Here is a 15,320-nt window from a genome sequence, read left to right on the forward strand (position 1 = left end):
TTTGTTTTCAGATGCTAATGAGCCCTTCGCAAAAGCGTAACAAAGCGAAAGAAACAGTGATTTGGAATGACGTCCCGCTGCAACTATCTTCACGATGGGACTGATGGGGCAGCATTGCGATTCGATACATCGCTAGCTTGCATGTTGGACCGGCAGGTGGCGCGCGGCGCCGCTTTCCGAACGTGTGGTCTGCGGCGTTTTTAACGATGCTCGGCTCTGTCCCTTAAGACAATTCGGCGGCAACGCCACGGTGAATTTTGAAGGCGAGAAGCATGGGACTTGGAATTGGACAGCTTGGGTTTCAGACGACGATTGCGGGTTCTGTCACTCTGTCCGGCACGGGCGTTCATTCGGGCGCAGAGGTAGCGATCACGTTCCATCCGGCGGAATCCGATAGCGGCATCGTCTTCCAGCGCATGAACGGCGATACTGTCGTTGCAGAATACAAGGCGGTTTCTTCGCAGGTCGGCAATACCGATCTTTGCACCATCCTCGGCTTCACGCCGGCCACCTTCATCGCCACGATCGAACATGTCATGGCCGCGATCTATGCGCTTGGCCTCGACAATCTGCTGATCGAGGTTCACGGCGCCGAGATGCCGATCATGGACGGCAGTTCCGCTCCGTTCGTCGAGGCGCTCGAGCAGGTCGGCATCCGTGCCCTGGCAACGAAGCGCCGTTACATCCGTATCCTGAAGCCGGTTCGTATCGAATCGGGCGCTTCCTGGTCGGAATTCCTACCTTACGAAGGCGGCATGCGCTTCGAGGTCGAGATTGATTTCGATTGCCCGCTGATCGGCCGTCAGGCTTGGAAGGGCGACATGACGCCGTCGACGTTCAAGAACGAACTGTCGCGTGCGCGCACCTTCGGCTTCATGCGTGATGTCGAGAAGATGTGGGCCGCCGGCCGTGGTCTCGGCTCCTCGCTTGAAAATTCCGTTGTCATCTCGGACGACAACACGGTCATCAATGTCGAAGGCCTGCGTTACGCCAAGGACGAGTTCGTGCGTCACAAGACGCTCGACGCCGTCGGCGACCTCGCTCTGGCTGGCATGCCGTTCCTCGGTTGCTACCGTTCGTATCGCGGCGGCCACAAGATGAACGCCAATGCCTTGAAGGCTCTGATGAGCGATCCGACGGCTTACGAGATCGTCGAGACCACGCCGCAGCGTCAGCGTTCGGCTCCGCGCGAGGTCGTCGCTGTCAACGCTCCGTGACGCACTCTGCGCGAAATCGGGTCCAAACTTGCCAGAAGCCGGTCTTTTGACCGGCTTTTTCATGATCAGGCTGCCACAAAATTGCGTTAATCAATCATCATGACGTTGCGGTCTTGTTGCATCTTGATCTAAAACGCGGTTCATAGGCGGCGGTATTCTTACTGCCGCACGAGTTGGGATTTACGAATGGTATTTGCAGGCCAGTTTGAATTGAAGAAGATGGCACGGATTGCCGTCATCGCGCTTGCGGCATCCGCAACCAGTGTGCTGGTGACTGCCTGCCAGAACGACCCCGACATCGACATCACCAAGCTGGCCGCCGAAACCGATCCGCCCGAAGTCTTGTACAATCAGGGTCTTGCCAACCTCAATGCCGGCAAGACGACAGAAGCGGCGCGCAAGTTCGACGCAATCGACAAGCAGCATCCATTCTCGGAATATGCGCGCAAAGCGCTGGTCATGCGGTCCTTCATCAATTACCGCAACGGCCAGTATCAGGACGCCATTAACGGCGCCAGCCGCTACCTGAACCTCTACCCGGAGTCCGAAGATGCTGCCTATGCACAGTACATCGTGGGGCTTGCCTATTCCAAACAGATCCCGGCCGTGACACAGGACCAGAAGCCTGCCTTCAAGACCATTGAGGCGATGCAGGCTGTCATCACGAACTATCCGGATTCGGAATATGTCGAGGATGCGCAGGCGAAGATTCGCTACGCCAAGGACCAGCTTGCCGGCAAGGAGATGCAGGTCGGGCGCTACTATCTCGAGCGCAAGGAATATCTGGCCGCCATCACACGCTTCCGCTCCGTGGTCGAGAAGTATCCGAACACGAACCAGGTCGAGGAGGCGCTGTCGCGTCTGGTCGAAACCTATTTCGCCATGGGTATCACCGGCGAAGCGCAGACGGCCGCCGCCGTTCTTGGCCACAATTACCCCGACAGCCAATGGTACGCGGATGCCTACAAGCTCCTGCAGACTGGCGGGCTTGAGCCGCGCGAAAACGGAAATTCATGGATTTCGCGTGCAGGCAAGCAGCTTCTGGGCGCCTGACGGTCCGCGACGAAGAGATTTGAAACGGGATGCTCTCACAGATTTCGATCCGCGATATCGTCCTGATCGAACGGCTTGATCTGTCCTTCGATGCGGGTCTCTCCGTGCTGACGGGCGAAACGGGTGCTGGAAAGTCCATTCTGCTCGACAGCCTGTCGCTCGCCCTTGGTGGTCGAGGCGACGGTTCCCTCGTGCGTCATGGCGGCGACAAGGGGCAGGTGACGGCTGTGTTCGACGTCGGCATGGGCCATCCGGCTCGACTGCTCATCCGCGAAAACGGCGTTGATGATGATGGTGACCTGATCTTTCGACGCGTCCAGTCCGCAGACGGCCGTACCAAGGCCTATGTCAACGACCAGCCGGTTTCCGTCCAGTTGATGCGTCAGGCCGGTCAGTTGCTGGTCGAGATCCACGGCCAGCACGACGACCGCGCGCTCGTCGACACCCATGCCCACCGTACGCTGCTGGATGCCTTTGGCGGCCTTGCCGAGGAAGCGCAGAACGTTGCCGGTCTCTATCGCGTCTGGAAGGATGCGGAGCGGACGCTGAAAAAGCACCGCGACAAGGTCGAGGCCGCCGCCCGCGAGGCCGATTACCTGCGCTCTTCCGTCGAGGAACTGGAAGGCCTGTCTCCGCAAGACGGCGAAGAAGATGATCTCGCCGAACGCCGGTCGCGGATGATGAAGGCCGAGCGCATCGCCGTCGATATCAACGAAGCGAGCGAGTTCCTGAATGGCAATGCCTCGCCGGTTCCGCTGATCGCATCGCTGGTACGCCGGCTGGAGCGCAAGAGCCATGAGGCGCCGGGCCTGCTGGAGGAAACGGTCGAGTTTCTCGATACCGCGCTCAATCATCTCTCCGATGCCCAGATGGCTGTCGAGAGGGCCTTGCGCAAGACGGAATACGATCCGAAGGAGCTGGAGCGTGTCGAGGAGCGTCTCTTCGCCCTGCGTGCCGCCGCCCGCAAATATTCGGTTCCTGTCACCGGCCTGCCAGCGCTTGCCGTCAAGATGATCTCCGACCTTGCCGATCTCGATGCGGGCGAGGAAAAGCTGAAGCAGCTCGAAGGTCAGCTGGGACTGACCAAGGCGACCTTCGATGCAGCAGCCACCGCCTTGTCGGCCAAGCGCCACAACACCGCGACGGCTCTGTCGGATGCGGTCATGGCGGAACTGCCGGCGCTGAAACTGGAGCGTGCGCGCTTCATGGTCGAGATGACCTCCGATCCGGAGGCAGGCACGGCCGAGGGCATCGATATCGTCGAATTTCACGTCCAGACAAACCCCGGCACGCGGCCAGGTCCAATCATGAAGGTCGCTTCGGGTGGCGAACTCTCGCGGTTCCTGCTGGCGCTGAAGGTGGCGCTTGCGGATCGCGGTTCGGCACCGACCCTGGTTTTCGACGAAATCGATACGGGCGTGGGCGGCGCCGTGGCGGATGCCATCGGTCAGCGGCTGAAGCGGCTGTCGAAGACGGTTCAGGTTCTCTCCGTCACCCATGCACCGCAGGTGGCGGCGCGCGCGGCGACCCATCTCCTGATTTCCAAGGGACCAACCGCAGAAAAATCCGAGACCATCGCCACCCGCGTCGCCCGCATGGACGACAAGGCCCGCACCGAGGAAATCGCCCGCATGCTGGCGGGCGCATCGGTAACGGACGAGGCGAGGGCGGCTGCGGCGCGCCTTCTGGCAGGCGGCGGCTGAGCGAATGCCCTAGAGAATAAGGCTGACCGGCGCGGTGTCTGCGCCGCCCGGCAGGCCGAGGATGGCGACCTTGCCCTCCATGCCGGCCATGCGGGCATCGATTCCCGCCAAGACCCGTTTTCCGGGATCGATGAAGGCGGTCGAATGGCCGTCCTTCTGCAGCTTGCGGGCGGAATCTTCCAGCATGAAGGTCAGTTGCTGTGTCGCGCCGCGAAAATCCGCAAGCGTTTCCTGATCCTGTACCGACAGGGACTTTCCGGATGGCGCGTCGCTCATGATGTCGCGATAGGCTTGGGGCAGGGCAGATTGCACTTCGTTGGTGGCCGTATCTGCAGCTGTGCTGCTGTCCACAGGCGTGCTGGAGGCCTGCGCCTCCGCCGAGCTGGATGCCATGCCGGCCTGCTTGGAGATGGCATCGGTGAATTGGGTCGCGGCGGCACCGAGTTCCTTCGCCAGTTGCAGGGAGCGCTGGGCCATGGGGCCGGACGCGAAGCCCCATCGCATCAGCTGGGTCATTTCCTCCTTCAGCCGCTTCAGCTTTTCTTCCGCCTGCGCCTTGCGTTCCCTCGGACCGCTATCGGCGATGTCGCGCAGTGCGTTCAGCGCATCCGAGGCACTTTGTTGTTTTGCGGCAGCGGCATCATCGGGGATCGAGGTGGAAATAGAACCGGCGCTCGCCGAGGCCGAGCCGTCCGGCGTAGCCCTCTGCGCGGTCGGACGCGGGTCAGGGGAATAGGAAGTCGTTGAGGGTATCATACCCGCTCCTCTCCATCGGGCCGGTTCATCCGGTCCTCGACGTCAATTCTCTTGGCGCGCATTTTAGCGGCAAGGAATTAAGAGGAGCTTTCTTCAACCCGCTTTTCATTCGTCGGATTTTCTCTAAAACGGAGCCGAAACATGGAGTCTGCCGCATGTCGACCTTGTCCGTTGCCGTTGAAAACCTGACGCTTGAAGATGCGGCCATCGAGCTGGAGCGGCTGGCCAAGGAACTGGCGCATCACGACGCTCTCTATCACGGCAAGGACGCGCCGGAGATATCCGATGCCGATTATGATGCGCTGAAGCGGCGCAACGAGGAGATCGAGGTCCGCTTCCCGGAGCTCATCCGCGCCGACAGCCCGTCGCGCAAGGTCGGTGCGGCTCCCTCCGGCATCTTCCAGCAGATCACCCATGCCCGCCCCATGCTGTCGCTCGACAACGTCTTTTCCGACGAGGATGTCAGCGACTTCATTTCCAGCGTCTACCGCTTCCTGGGACAACTCCCCGACAATTCAATCGCCTTTACCGCCGAGCCAAAGATCGACGGCCTGTCGATGTCGCTGCGTTATGAAAACGGCCGGCTCGTCAGCGCCGCCACCCGCGGTGACGGCACGACGGGCGAGAACGTCACGGCCAATATCCGCACCATCCGGGAAATTCCGCAGACGCTGCCCGCCGGCGTGCCTGCCGTGGTCGAGGTGCGCGGCGAGGTCTATATGGCCAAGAGCGATTTCCTGGCGCTGAACGAGCAGATGCTGGCCGAGGGCAAGCAGACCTATGTCAATCCGCGCAACACGGCCGCCGGGTCGCTCCGCCAGCTCGATCCGACGATCACCGCCAGCCGCAAGCTGAAATTCTTCGCCTATGCGTGGGGCGAGATTTCCGACATGCCGGCTGATACGCAGTTCGGCATGGTCCAGGTTTTCGAGCGCTGGGGTTTCCCGGTCAATCCGCTGATGCAGCGGCTGTCGTCGATCGAGGCCATTCTTTCGCATTACAACGAGATCGGCCTGAAGCGTCCGGAGCTCGACTACGATATCGACGGCGTCGTCTACAAGGTGGACCGGCTGGACCTGCAGCAGCGCCTCGGTTTCCGCTCCCGTTCGCCGCGCTGGGCGACGGCGCATAAGTTCCCGGCCGAGCAGGCGTTCACCACCGTCGAGAATATCGACATCCAGGTTGGCCGCACTGGTGCGCTGACACCGGTTGCCCGGTTGACGCCGGTTACCGTCGGTGGCGTGGTTGTCACCAATGCGACGCTGCACAATGCCGACTATATCGAAGGTCTCGGCAATGGCGGCGAGCGCATCCGGGCGGAGGAGCATGACATCCGCATCGGCGACACGGTCATCGTTCAGCGGGCAGGGGATGTCATCCCGCAGGTAATCGATGTCGTCATGGAAAAGCGCCCGGCAGAGGCTGTTCGTTATGAGTTCCCGAAAACCTGCCCTGTCTGCGGCAGCCATGCGGTGCGCGAGCGCAACGAAAAGACCGGCAAGCTCGACTCTGTCACCCGCTGCACCGGCGGTTTCGTTTGCCGGGCGCAGGCTGTCGAGCACCTGAAGCACTTCGTTTCGCGCAATGCCTTTGATATCGAAGGTCTGGGGTCAAAGCAGATCGACTTCTTCTTCGAGGCGGAGGATCCGACCCTGTCGATCAGGACAGCCGCCGATATCTTTACGCTTGAAAAGCGGCAGGCGGCCTCGGCCCTCACCAAGCTCGAAAATATCGACGGGTTCGGTAAGGTCAGCGTGCGCAAGCTCTACGACGCCATCAACGACCGCCGTGCAATCGCGCTGCACCGGCTGATCTATGCGCTCGGCATCCGTCATGTCGGCGAAACGACGGCTAAACTTCTGGCGCGCTCCTATGGCAGCTATGCCGCCTTTGCCGAGGCGATGAAAGCGGCAGCCGAACCGGGCTCGGATGCCTGGAGCGACCTGAATACGATCGATGGCATCGGTGAAGTGGTCGCCCGTGCGATCGTCGAATTCTACAAGGAGCCGCGCAACATCGACGTCGTCTCCCGTCTGCTCGATGAGGTGGCGCCACAGGACGCGGAAGCGCCGGTTGCAAGCTCCAGCCCCGTGGCCGGCAAGACCGTCGTCTTCACAGGTTCGCTGGAAAAGATGACCCGTGATGAGGCAAAGGCCATGGCCGAACGGCTTGGTGCAAAAGTTGCGGGCTCGGTGTCGAAGAAGACCGATCTTCTGGTGGCCGGTCCCGGCGCCGGTTCGAAGCTTGAAAAAGCCCGTGAACTCGGCGTTGAAACCACGGATGAAGACGGCTGGTTTACCTTGATCGGTGGGTAAACGCACTTCAATCGCCTGCAAAGCTTCCCTTTGCCATTCGTCTTGTTTATGAGCACTGCCAGATTTATGACAGTTTCGTGACAATGGCGAAAACGGATAGGGTGAACAATGCTGGGTTGGTTCCGCAAGCTGATGCCGCGCGAGGACAAGTTCTTCGAACTTTTCGAGGCGCATTCGCGCACGGTCGTCGGCGCCGCCGATGCGCTGAAGGCGCTGCTCGCAGGCGAGGGCGATCATGAGGCCAACTGCAGACGTATCATCGAACTGGAAGACCAGGCGGACAATATCACTCGCGATGTCATGCTGGCGGTCCGCCGCAGCTTCATCACGCCGTTCGACCGTGGCGACATCAAGGACCTGATCCAGTCGATGGACGACGCCATCGACATGATGCACAAGACCGTCAAGACCATCCGCCTGTTCGAGCAGACGAGCTTCGATCCCGGCATGCGCGAAATGGGCATTCTGGTCGTGGACGCTGCCCGGCTCGTCGCCGAGGCCATTCCGCTGCTGGATAAGATCGGCACAAACGCACCGCGCCTCAGCGCGATCGCCGAAGAGGTGACCCGCGTCGAAGGCCGCTCGGACGAATTGCATGACGAGGGCCTGAAGGACCTGTTCCGCCGTCACGGCGCGTCCAATCCGATGGCCTACATCATCGGCAGCGAGATCTATGGTGAACTCGAAAAGGTCGTCGACCGCTTCGAGGACGTCGCCAATGAAATCAGTGGCATCGTGATCGAGAACGTCTGATGGAGCCGACGCTCGCCTTTCCGCTGCTGCTGTGCCTGATCGGTGTGGCGCTGTTCTTCGATTTCCTGAACGGTCTGCACGACGCCGCCAACTCGATCGCGACGATCGTCTCGACGCGCGTGCTGCGGCCGCAATATGCGGTCATGTGGGCCGCATTCTTCAACTTCATCGCCTTCATGTTCTTCGGCCTGCATGTGGCCGAGACGATCGGCAAGGGCATCATCGATCCGGCGATCGTGACGCCGCAGGTGATCTTCGCGGCGCTGATGGGCGCCATCATCTGGAACATCGTCACCTGGATTTTCGGTATTCCCTCCAGTTCGTCGCATGCGCTGGTGGGTGGCCTCGTCGGCGCGGGCCTCGCGCGCACCGGCGGCGACGCCATCGTGCTGAGCGGCCTGTTGAAGACCGTCGGCGCGATCTTCATGTCACCGATGATCGGCTTCATGCTGGCGCTTCTGCTGGTGCTGATCGTGTCCTGGGTCTGCGTTCGCCAGACACCGTTCGCGGTCGATCGCAGCTTCCGTGGACTTCAGTTCATTTCGGCATCGCTCTATTCGCTGGGCCATGGCGGCAATGACGCGCAAAAAACCATGGGCATCATCGCCGTATTGCTGTTTTCGCAGGGCTATCTGGGCGGCACATTCTACGTTCCGTTCTGGGTGGTGATCACCTGCCAGTCGGCCATGGCACTCGGAACGTTGTTCGGCGGCTGGCGCATCGTTCACACGATGGGTTCGAAGATCACCCGGCTCAATCCGATGCAGGGGTTCTGCGCCGAGACTGGTGGCGCGATTACACTGTTCGGTGCGACTTGGCTGGGGATTCCTGTCTCGACTACGCACACGATTACTGGTGCGATCATCGGGGTCGGCGCGGCTCGCCGCCTGTCGGCAGTTCGCTGGGGATTGGCAGGCAATATCGTGATCGCGTGGTTTGTCACGCTGCCTGCGGCGGCCCTGATCTCCGTTCTGTTCTATTTTATCGCGAGCGCATTCTGATCGCTCGCGACGATCGGTTCCGTTATAGCCCGAAGGCGCGCCTGGCGCGGCGGGATTCGGCTGCGGATTGAAGAAATGCTGTCGCCTGTTCGGGTGGCAGTCCCTTGCCGAAACGGTAGCCCTGGCCTGTTTTACAGCCGAGCGCGCGCAGCGCCAGTTCCTGTTCCTCGGTTTCGATACCCTCGGCAATTGTCTCCAGCCCAAGGTCGTTACCCATCGTCAGCATCGCCCGTGTGATCGCGGCATCATGCGGATTGGTCTGGATATCGCTGACGAACCGTCGATCGATCTTCAGTGTTGTCAGGGGAAAGCGTTGCAGCGAACTCAGGGATGCATAGCCAGTACCGAAATCGTCGAATGCAATGCCGACGCCCAGATCCCGCAGTGTCCGCACAGCCACCTGTGCATTGTCGTCGTTGAGCAGGGCGATTGTTTCGGTCACCTCAAGACAGAGCTCGGAGGGATCGAGCCCATGTGCGGCTAGTGTGTCCATGACATGCTGGACAAGCGTGGTGGAACGATACTGGGCCGCGAAGAGATTGACGCTGACCTTGGCGGATGGAATGCCTGTCGCCTTCCATCTAGCCGCTTGGCGGCATGCCTCGTCGAGAACCCACCAGCCGATCGGAAGAGCCAGAGCGCTGGATTCTAGCGCGGAAAGAAATACGCCCGGAAACAGCAGGCCCCGCTCGGGATGCTGCCAGCGGATCAGAGCTTCCATGCCGGAAACATGACCATCGGACAGTGAAACCTGTGGCTGATAATGCAGCACGAGTTCCTCGTCCCGCAGGGCACGGCGCAATTCGTCCTGAATGGCGCGGCGGGTTATGGACAGATTGCGCATCTCGGGATCGAACATCAGCATCGTCCCCCCGCCAACCTGCTTGGCCTTGTAGAGGGCGAAATCCGCGCTGGCGAGAAGTTCGTCGGCGTCCTTTCCATGATGCGGGGCAAGCGCAAATCCGATGCTCGCCTGAAGCCGGAAGACGTTGCCGGCGACCTCGAAGAGCAGTTCGAAGGCCTCGAGGACGGCGCGGATGATCAATTCGGCCTCGGTACTTCCGATGTTGCCTGGCAGCAAGATGGCGAACTCGTCGCTGCCGAACCGTGCAACTGTGGAATCCACCGGCAAGACCGATGGCAGCCGGATTGCGATCGCTTGCAGCAGATTATCGCCGGCCGCATGGCCAAGGCTGTCATTGACATCCTTGAACCCATCGAGATCGAGCAGCGCAACCGCCGTCCCCGAATTTCCGGACAGTGAATCTCGCAACAAGTCCTCGAAATGATGGCGGTTGACGAGGCCGGTCAAGGTGTCGTGGTTTGCCATCCGCAGCAGACGGGCATCGCGTTCGCGCCGCTCCGAAATATCGCGAATGATGGCCCCCATGCCGATCCCTCGCTCGTCCGTCCAAAGCGATAGCGACATTTCGATCGGGACTTCGCTCCCGTCGCGCTTGCTGGCCACGACTTCCACCGTCTTGCCAATCAGTCGTGTCTGGCCTCCTGCGAGCACACGCTTGAGACCAGCATGATGCGCTCCTCTCATCCGGTCAGGAATGATGATGTCGATCGGGTGCCCGATCATTTCGTCCCTCTCGTATCCGAAGAGTTGAAGGGCGGCGCGATTGACGAACTCGATCCTTCCCGAGGCGTTGATCGAGAAGAACGCAAGTTCCGTGGCGTCCGAGAAGTTCAGGGCCGTGGAGCGGATCATGTCCTCCTGCCGAAGGCGCATTTGCTCCAGGACAAGCGCAGCCAGGTTCTTCAGCGTTTCCTTTTCGCGATCTGTGAACTCGTGCCGTGGTTTTGTATCGATGATGCACAGCGAGCCGATGGAAAAGCCATCTGCCGTGGTGATCGGCATGCCTGCATAGAACCGGACGAAAGGCACGCCCGTGACCAAAGGATTGCCGGAAAATCTTGCATCCTCGCGGGCATCGGTAACGACCAGTACGTCATTTTGCCGGATCGCATGGTCGCAGAATGAGATCGAGCGCGGGATTTCCCGGATATCGAGGCCAATGGCGGCTTTGAAATGCTGATGATCTCGCTCCATTAGCGTGATGAACGCCATGGGTGCTTCAAACAGGCTGGCTGCGAGTTCGGCAATCACATCGAACCGACGTTCGGGCGCGGTTCCGGAAATCCATAGACGCGACAGCGCGTCGAGACGACAACGCTCAAGGTCGCCATGCTCTTGCAGTTCGATCGGCTTGTCGGCTGCGTTCATCCCGGACCCGCAAGTGAGTTCGATTATCGGCAACAGAGTAGGGATGGCCGGTTATCAATCTCTCAATGAATTGTGGTGAAATTTAATGCACCCATAAGATGTTTTCCTGTTCGAAACACAGTTGGGGATCCGTGGTGGCGGCCTTCGCCCCGAGGGAGAGCCTGCTGGCAGCCGCCTCGTGAGCCTCGGTGGCGCAAAGCTTGCCCGGCGTTCCGGCGCCCCCTTGCCATTCCCGAACCTTGTTCGCATTGCGTGAATTTAGAAGGGGCGGCGGCTGCTGCCATTTGAAGCGGCTAGGGTTGCCCATTCGTCCCGCCCCACTTCATCAAATTCGACGCGACACCCGGCGCGAAATAGTGTCACTATGGTGTTAGGCGGTCGCAGAACTGCCGGTGACAACAGAACCCGAGGAACACGCAAGCGATGAAACTGGCCACTCTGAAAGACAGTACCCGCGACGGCAAACTCGTCGTGGTCTCCAAGGATCTGACCCGCTGCTCGGAAGTCGGTCATATCGCCCGCACGCTGCAGGCGGCGCTGGACGACTGGGCGCATGTCGCTCCGCGGCTGAAGCGGGTGGCGCTCGGGCTTGAAACCGGCTCGCAGCCGACCATTCGCTTTCACGAGCATGACGCGGCATCGCCCCTGCCACGCGCCTTCTTCTGGGCTGGCGGCTCCGGTGGATTTTCAGGCCCGCGCGATGCCATCCGGGTTGATTCCGGAGCTTCCGACCTTTCTGCTACTATCCAGATCGCCGTGATCGTCGATGATGTCGATGCCGCCGCTGGCAAGCAGTCCGCTGGCGAGGCGGCCGTGTTGTTCCTGCTCTCCAGCGACATTGCACAGGGCAATACAGACATCGGCTCGTCTTTCTCTCCCGTCGCAGTAACGGCGGACGAACTGGGCGAGGGTGTGGATATTTCCGTTCTCGTTCGCCGCAATGGCCAGTCTGTGCAGGGCGGAACGGGTAGCGTGAAGGATGCCATCGACAGCGTTGGTTCAGCCGCCGCCAAGCGTTCACTGATTTCCGGCAGCATCGTCGCCAGCGGCTCGGGCCTTGCATCCTCCCCATTGGCGGTTGGCGATACCGTGCGCATCGAGATGAATGATCGTACCGGCCATTCCATCTTCGGCGCTATCGAGCAAACCGTCGAAAGCCGTTGATAATTCTTGTTGCGGGCTCCGGACAACCGGAACCCGCATTTCCCGCAACAATTCTCCCTTTCGATTCTTGAATTGTCTTTTTGCACTGCACACGTTAGGAAACCGCGCCGGGTTTCCACTGATAGGACTGTGTAGACCGGAGAGAGCCAGCCGCCAGCAACAAGACGGCAAGCTTGCGGATTGGAGGATCCTCGGATGGAAACAATCACCACCATTGCGGACCTGCGCGCGTGTCTGGCGGAACATCGTCGCGCCGGCAAGTCGATCGGCCTCGTGCCGACCATGGGTTACCTGCATGTCGGCCATATGGAACTGGTCGCCCGCGCACGCGCAGCAAATGACATCGTCGTCGTCAGTCTTTTCGTCAATCCGCTGCAGTTTGGCGCGAACGAGGATCTGACGAAATATCCGCGTGATCTCGCCCGCGATCAGGCCATGCTCGTCCAAGGCGGCGCCGATTTTCTCTTCGCGCCGGGTGTCTCCGACATGTATCCGCGCCCTATGGAGACCGTCGTCGATGTGCCGACACTCGGCGGCGAGTTGGAGGGCAAGGTTCGCCCCGGCCATTTTGCCGGTGTCTCGACGGTGGTGACCAAGCTCTTCAACATCGTCCAGCCGGACCGCGCCTATTTTGGCGAGAAGGATTTCCAGCAATTGCAGATCATCAAGCGCCTGGTCCAGGACCTCGCGCAGCCGGTCGAGGTGATCGGCGTGGCGACGGTGCGTGAAGCCGATGGTCTCGCCTGTTCCTCCCGCAACGTCTATCTGAGCGCGGCCGAACGGGCCGCCGCCGCGATCGTACCGAAGGCGCTCGACGAGGCTGAAAGGCTGGTTGCCTCGGGCGTGACGAATGTTGTGGAACTGGAGCGCGCCGTGACGGATTTCATCGCTTCAGAGCCGCTGGCCAAGCCCGAAGTGGTAGCGATCCGCGATCCGGAAACGCTGCATGAATTGACCGAAATTGGCGAAAAGCCGGTTCTTCTGTTGCTTTTTGTCCGCTTCGGGAGCACGAAGCTGCTCGATAACCGGGTTTTCAGCCCGAAAACGGCTAAATTTGCGAAGGTGGCGTGAGCATGAGTGTACAGGCAGTGAAGCGTCGCCTCAGCCCCGGGAATATCGAAGCATTGAAGGGCGAGCGGCCGATTGTCAGCCTCACGGCCTATACGACGCCGATCGCGCGGCTGCTCGATCCGCATGTCGACTTCATGCTGGTCGGCGATTCCCTCGGCATGGTGATCTATGGCCTCGATTCGACCGTCGGTGTCACGCTCGACATGATGATCGCCCATGGACAGGCCGTGATGCGCGGCTCGGAAAAGGCCTGCGTCGTCGTTGATCTGCCGTTCGGATCCTACCAGGAATCGAAGGAGCAGGCCTTTCACAGTGCGGCCCGCATCCTGAAGGAAACCGGCTGCAGCGCGGTGAAGCTTGAGGGCGGGGCAGAGATGGCGGAGACCGTCGATTTCCTCACCCAGCGCGGCATTCCGGTGCTCGGCCATGTCGGGTTGATGCCGCAGCTCGTCAACACGATGGGCGGTTACCGCTCTGTCGGTCGCAGCGACAAGGAAGCCGCCAAGATCCGGCGCGATGCCAAGGCGATCGACGATGCCGGCGCCTTTGCAATCGTCGTCGAAGGCACGATCGAGCCGCTTGCGCGCGAGATTTCCGCGTCCTTGCGGGCGCCGACCATCGGTATCGGTGCATCGCCGGCCTGTGACGGCCAGATTCTCGTATCGGACGACATGCTCGGCATCTTCAGCGATTTCAAGCCACGCTTCGTCAAGCATTTCGCCGAACTCGCGCCGCAGATGTCTGCCGCGTTCGAGGCCTACGCCAACGAGGTGAAGGCGCGGACGTTTCCCGGAATCGAGCACACCTTTCAGGTGAAGCCCAAGTCCTGATCTTGGAGCCATGCCCGGACATCGGCTCTGTCGGATGTCCGGGTTTCAATCAGAAATTCGGATCGCTGCATCAATCTTATTGAATTGTCGGTTGCCGTCTTGCGACCTATCTGTGGATTCGATTTCAAACATATTTCAATCGGTGGAGAGCGGCTTCGGTCAGTCGCCTGTGCCGGAAAGTTTTCCCGATGAAAAAAGATGACTTCTGGCAGGGCGTTCGCGGCGGTTTCCCCGTGATGGTGTCTGCCTCTCCGTTCGGTGCGCTCTTCGGTGCGCTGGCGGTCGACAACGGCTTTTCGGTCTTCGACGCCGTTTTCATGAGCGCCACGGTCTATGCCGGCGCCAGCCAGATGGTCGGCATCGAACTGTTCGGCCACAATGTCCAGCCTTGGTTGATCGTCCTGTCGGTCTTTGCCGTGAACTTCCGCCACATTCTCTATTCGGCATCGATGGCGCGGCATATCCGCCATTTCTCGGCCGTGCAGAAGTTCTTCACCTTCTTCCTGCTGGTCGATCCGCAATATGCCGAAACCGAGAAGCGGGCGGAGCGCGGCGAACCCATCACCTTCTGGTGGTATCTCGGCTTTGCGATGATCATCTATCTGCCTTGGCAGTTGATGACGATGCTGGGCGCCATTTTCGGGCAGCTCATCGGCGATCCCCGGGCCATCGGCCTCGATGTGCTGCTGCCGATCTATTTCCTCGGTCTCGTCCTCGGCTTCCGCAAGCGCGATCATTGGTTGCCGGTCGTCGCGGTCAGTTCGCTGGCCTCGATTGCCGCCATGCATTTCGTCGGCTCGCCATGGCATGTGAGTATCGGTGCCGTCACCGGTATCGCGCTTGCCGCCTGCATGCCGTTGCCGGATCAGCCCGAAGAGCCCGTCACCCTGGAAAACGAGGTCTGACATGGACAGCGCTCAACACCTTCACCTGATCTACATCATCCTCGCGGCGGCCGTTGCGACCTTCCTGACGCGTATCGGCGGTTATGTGATGATCACCCAGATGAAGCGCATCCCGCCGCGCATGGAGGCGGCGCTCAATGCCGTTCCCGCGGCCGTTCTGTCCACGCTGGTTGCACCCGCCTTCGTCTATGGCGGCTGGGACGTCGCGGCGTCGATGGTCGTCGCCTTCTTTGTCGGTCTTCGTTTTTCGTCGCTCTGGATGCTGCTTGCCGGCTGGCTCGTCGTCATGGCCATCCGGCATGCGGGCATCCTCTGACGC

General features: G+C 60.6%; 13 protein-coding genes. 11 read left to right on the plus strand and 2 right to left on the minus strand.

Annotated features, from left to right (window positions below):
* Positions 1 to 272 precede the first annotated feature (272 nt).
* The 3 genes from lpxC (at position 273) to recN (ending at position 3,973) form a co-directional block, all read left to right on the plus strand.
* Positions 273 to 1,217, plus strand: a complete 945-nt coding sequence (gene lpxC / locus ASG68_RS19395; RefSeq protein ID WP_062580040.1) for a UDP-3-O-acyl-N-acetylglucosamine deacetylase — start codon at positions 273 to 275, stop codon at positions 1,215 to 1,217.
* 219 nt (positions 1,218 to 1,436) lie between these two features.
* Entirely contained in the window at positions 1,437 to 2,270 is an 834-nt protein-coding gene (locus ASG68_RS19400) for an outer membrane protein assembly factor BamD (protein ID WP_162243566.1), read from the plus strand.
* 29 nt (positions 2,271 to 2,299) lie between these two features.
* Positions 2,300 to 3,973, plus strand: a complete 1,674-nt coding sequence (recN, locus tag ASG68_RS19405; protein ID WP_062580045.1) for a DNA repair protein RecN — start codon at positions 2,300 to 2,302, stop codon at positions 3,971 to 3,973.
* Positions 3,974 to 3,982: 9 nt separating this feature from the next.
* Here recN and ASG68_RS19410 read toward each other — a convergent pair whose 3' ends face one another.
* The gene (locus tag ASG68_RS19410) at positions 3,983 to 4,729 is read right to left on the minus strand and encodes a hypothetical protein (RefSeq protein WP_062580047.1); all 747 of its coding nucleotides are present in this window, start codon (positions 4,727 to 4,729) and stop codon (positions 3,983 to 3,985) included.
* Between the two features lie 155 nt (positions 4,730 to 4,884).
* On the opposite strand from ASG68_RS19410, the gene ligA reads away from it, so the two are divergent.
* The 3 genes from ligA to ASG68_RS19425 all read left to right on the plus strand — a co-directional run bounded on the left by ligA (position 4,885) and on the right by ASG68_RS19425 (position 8,798).
* The gene (ligA, locus tag ASG68_RS19415) at positions 4,885 to 7,044 is read left to right on the plus strand and encodes an NAD-dependent DNA ligase LigA (RefSeq protein ID WP_062580049.1); all 2,160 of its coding nucleotides are present in this window, start codon (positions 4,885 to 4,887) and stop codon (positions 7,042 to 7,044) included.
* 108 nt (positions 7,045 to 7,152) lie between these two features.
* A complete protein-coding gene (locus ASG68_RS19420; protein WP_062580051.1) occupies positions 7,153 to 7,797 on the plus strand; it encodes a DUF47 domain-containing protein in 645 nt (214 codons plus the stop codon).
* Positions 7,797 to 8,798: an inorganic phosphate transporter gene (locus ASG68_RS19425; RefSeq protein WP_062580053.1), complete on the plus strand. Its 1,002-nt coding sequence runs from the start codon at positions 7,797 to 7,799 to the stop codon at positions 8,796 to 8,798. Before ASG68_RS19420 ends, ASG68_RS19425 begins: the two co-directional genes overlap by 1 nt.
* Before the next feature lie 22 nt (positions 8,799 to 8,820).
* On the opposite strand, the gene ASG68_RS19430 is transcribed toward ASG68_RS19425, so the two are convergent.
* Positions 8,821 to 11,031, minus strand: a complete 2,211-nt coding sequence (locus ASG68_RS19430; protein WP_082478168.1) for an EAL domain-containing protein — start codon at positions 11,029 to 11,031, stop codon at positions 8,821 to 8,823.
* Positions 11,032 to 11,454: 423 nt separating this feature from the next.
* On the opposite strand from ASG68_RS19430, the gene ASG68_RS19440 reads away from it, so the two are divergent.
* From ASG68_RS19440 to ASG68_RS19460, 5 genes are all read left to right on the plus strand, one after another.
* On the plus strand, positions 11,455 to 12,195 hold the full coding sequence (locus ASG68_RS19440; protein ID WP_062580057.1) for a fumarylacetoacetate hydrolase family protein: 741 nt from the start codon (positions 11,455 to 11,457) through the stop codon (positions 12,193 to 12,195).
* Between the two features lie 195 nt (positions 12,196 to 12,390).
* The gene (panC, locus tag ASG68_RS19445) at positions 12,391 to 13,266 is read left to right on the plus strand and encodes a pantoate--beta-alanine ligase (protein WP_062580059.1); all 876 of its coding nucleotides are present in this window, start codon (positions 12,391 to 12,393) and stop codon (positions 13,264 to 13,266) included.
* A 2-nt stretch (positions 13,267 to 13,268) separates the two neighbouring features.
* Positions 13,269 to 14,096 carry a 3-methyl-2-oxobutanoate hydroxymethyltransferase gene (gene panB / locus ASG68_RS19450; protein WP_062580060.1) on the plus strand — a complete coding sequence of 276 codons (828 nt, stop codon included), beginning with the start codon at positions 13,269 to 13,271 and terminating at the stop codon, positions 14,094 to 14,096.
* A gap of 188 nt (positions 14,097 to 14,284) precedes the next feature.
* Positions 14,285 to 15,001, plus strand: coding sequence for an AzlC family ABC transporter permease (locus ASG68_RS19455; RefSeq protein ID WP_062580062.1), 717 nt, complete (start codon positions 14,285 to 14,287; stop codon positions 14,999 to 15,001).
* A 1-nt stretch (position 15,002) separates the two neighbouring features.
* A complete protein-coding gene (locus tag ASG68_RS19460; protein ID WP_062580064.1) occupies positions 15,003 to 15,317 on the plus strand; it encodes an AzlD family protein in 315 nt (104 codons plus the stop codon).
* The last annotated feature ends 3 nt before the right edge of the window (positions 15,318 to 15,320 follow it).

It is taken from the genome of Rhizobium sp. Leaf453, from assembly GCF_001425605.1.
Taxonomy (GTDB): Bacteria; Pseudomonadota; Alphaproteobacteria; order Rhizobiales; family Rhizobiaceae; genus Pararhizobium.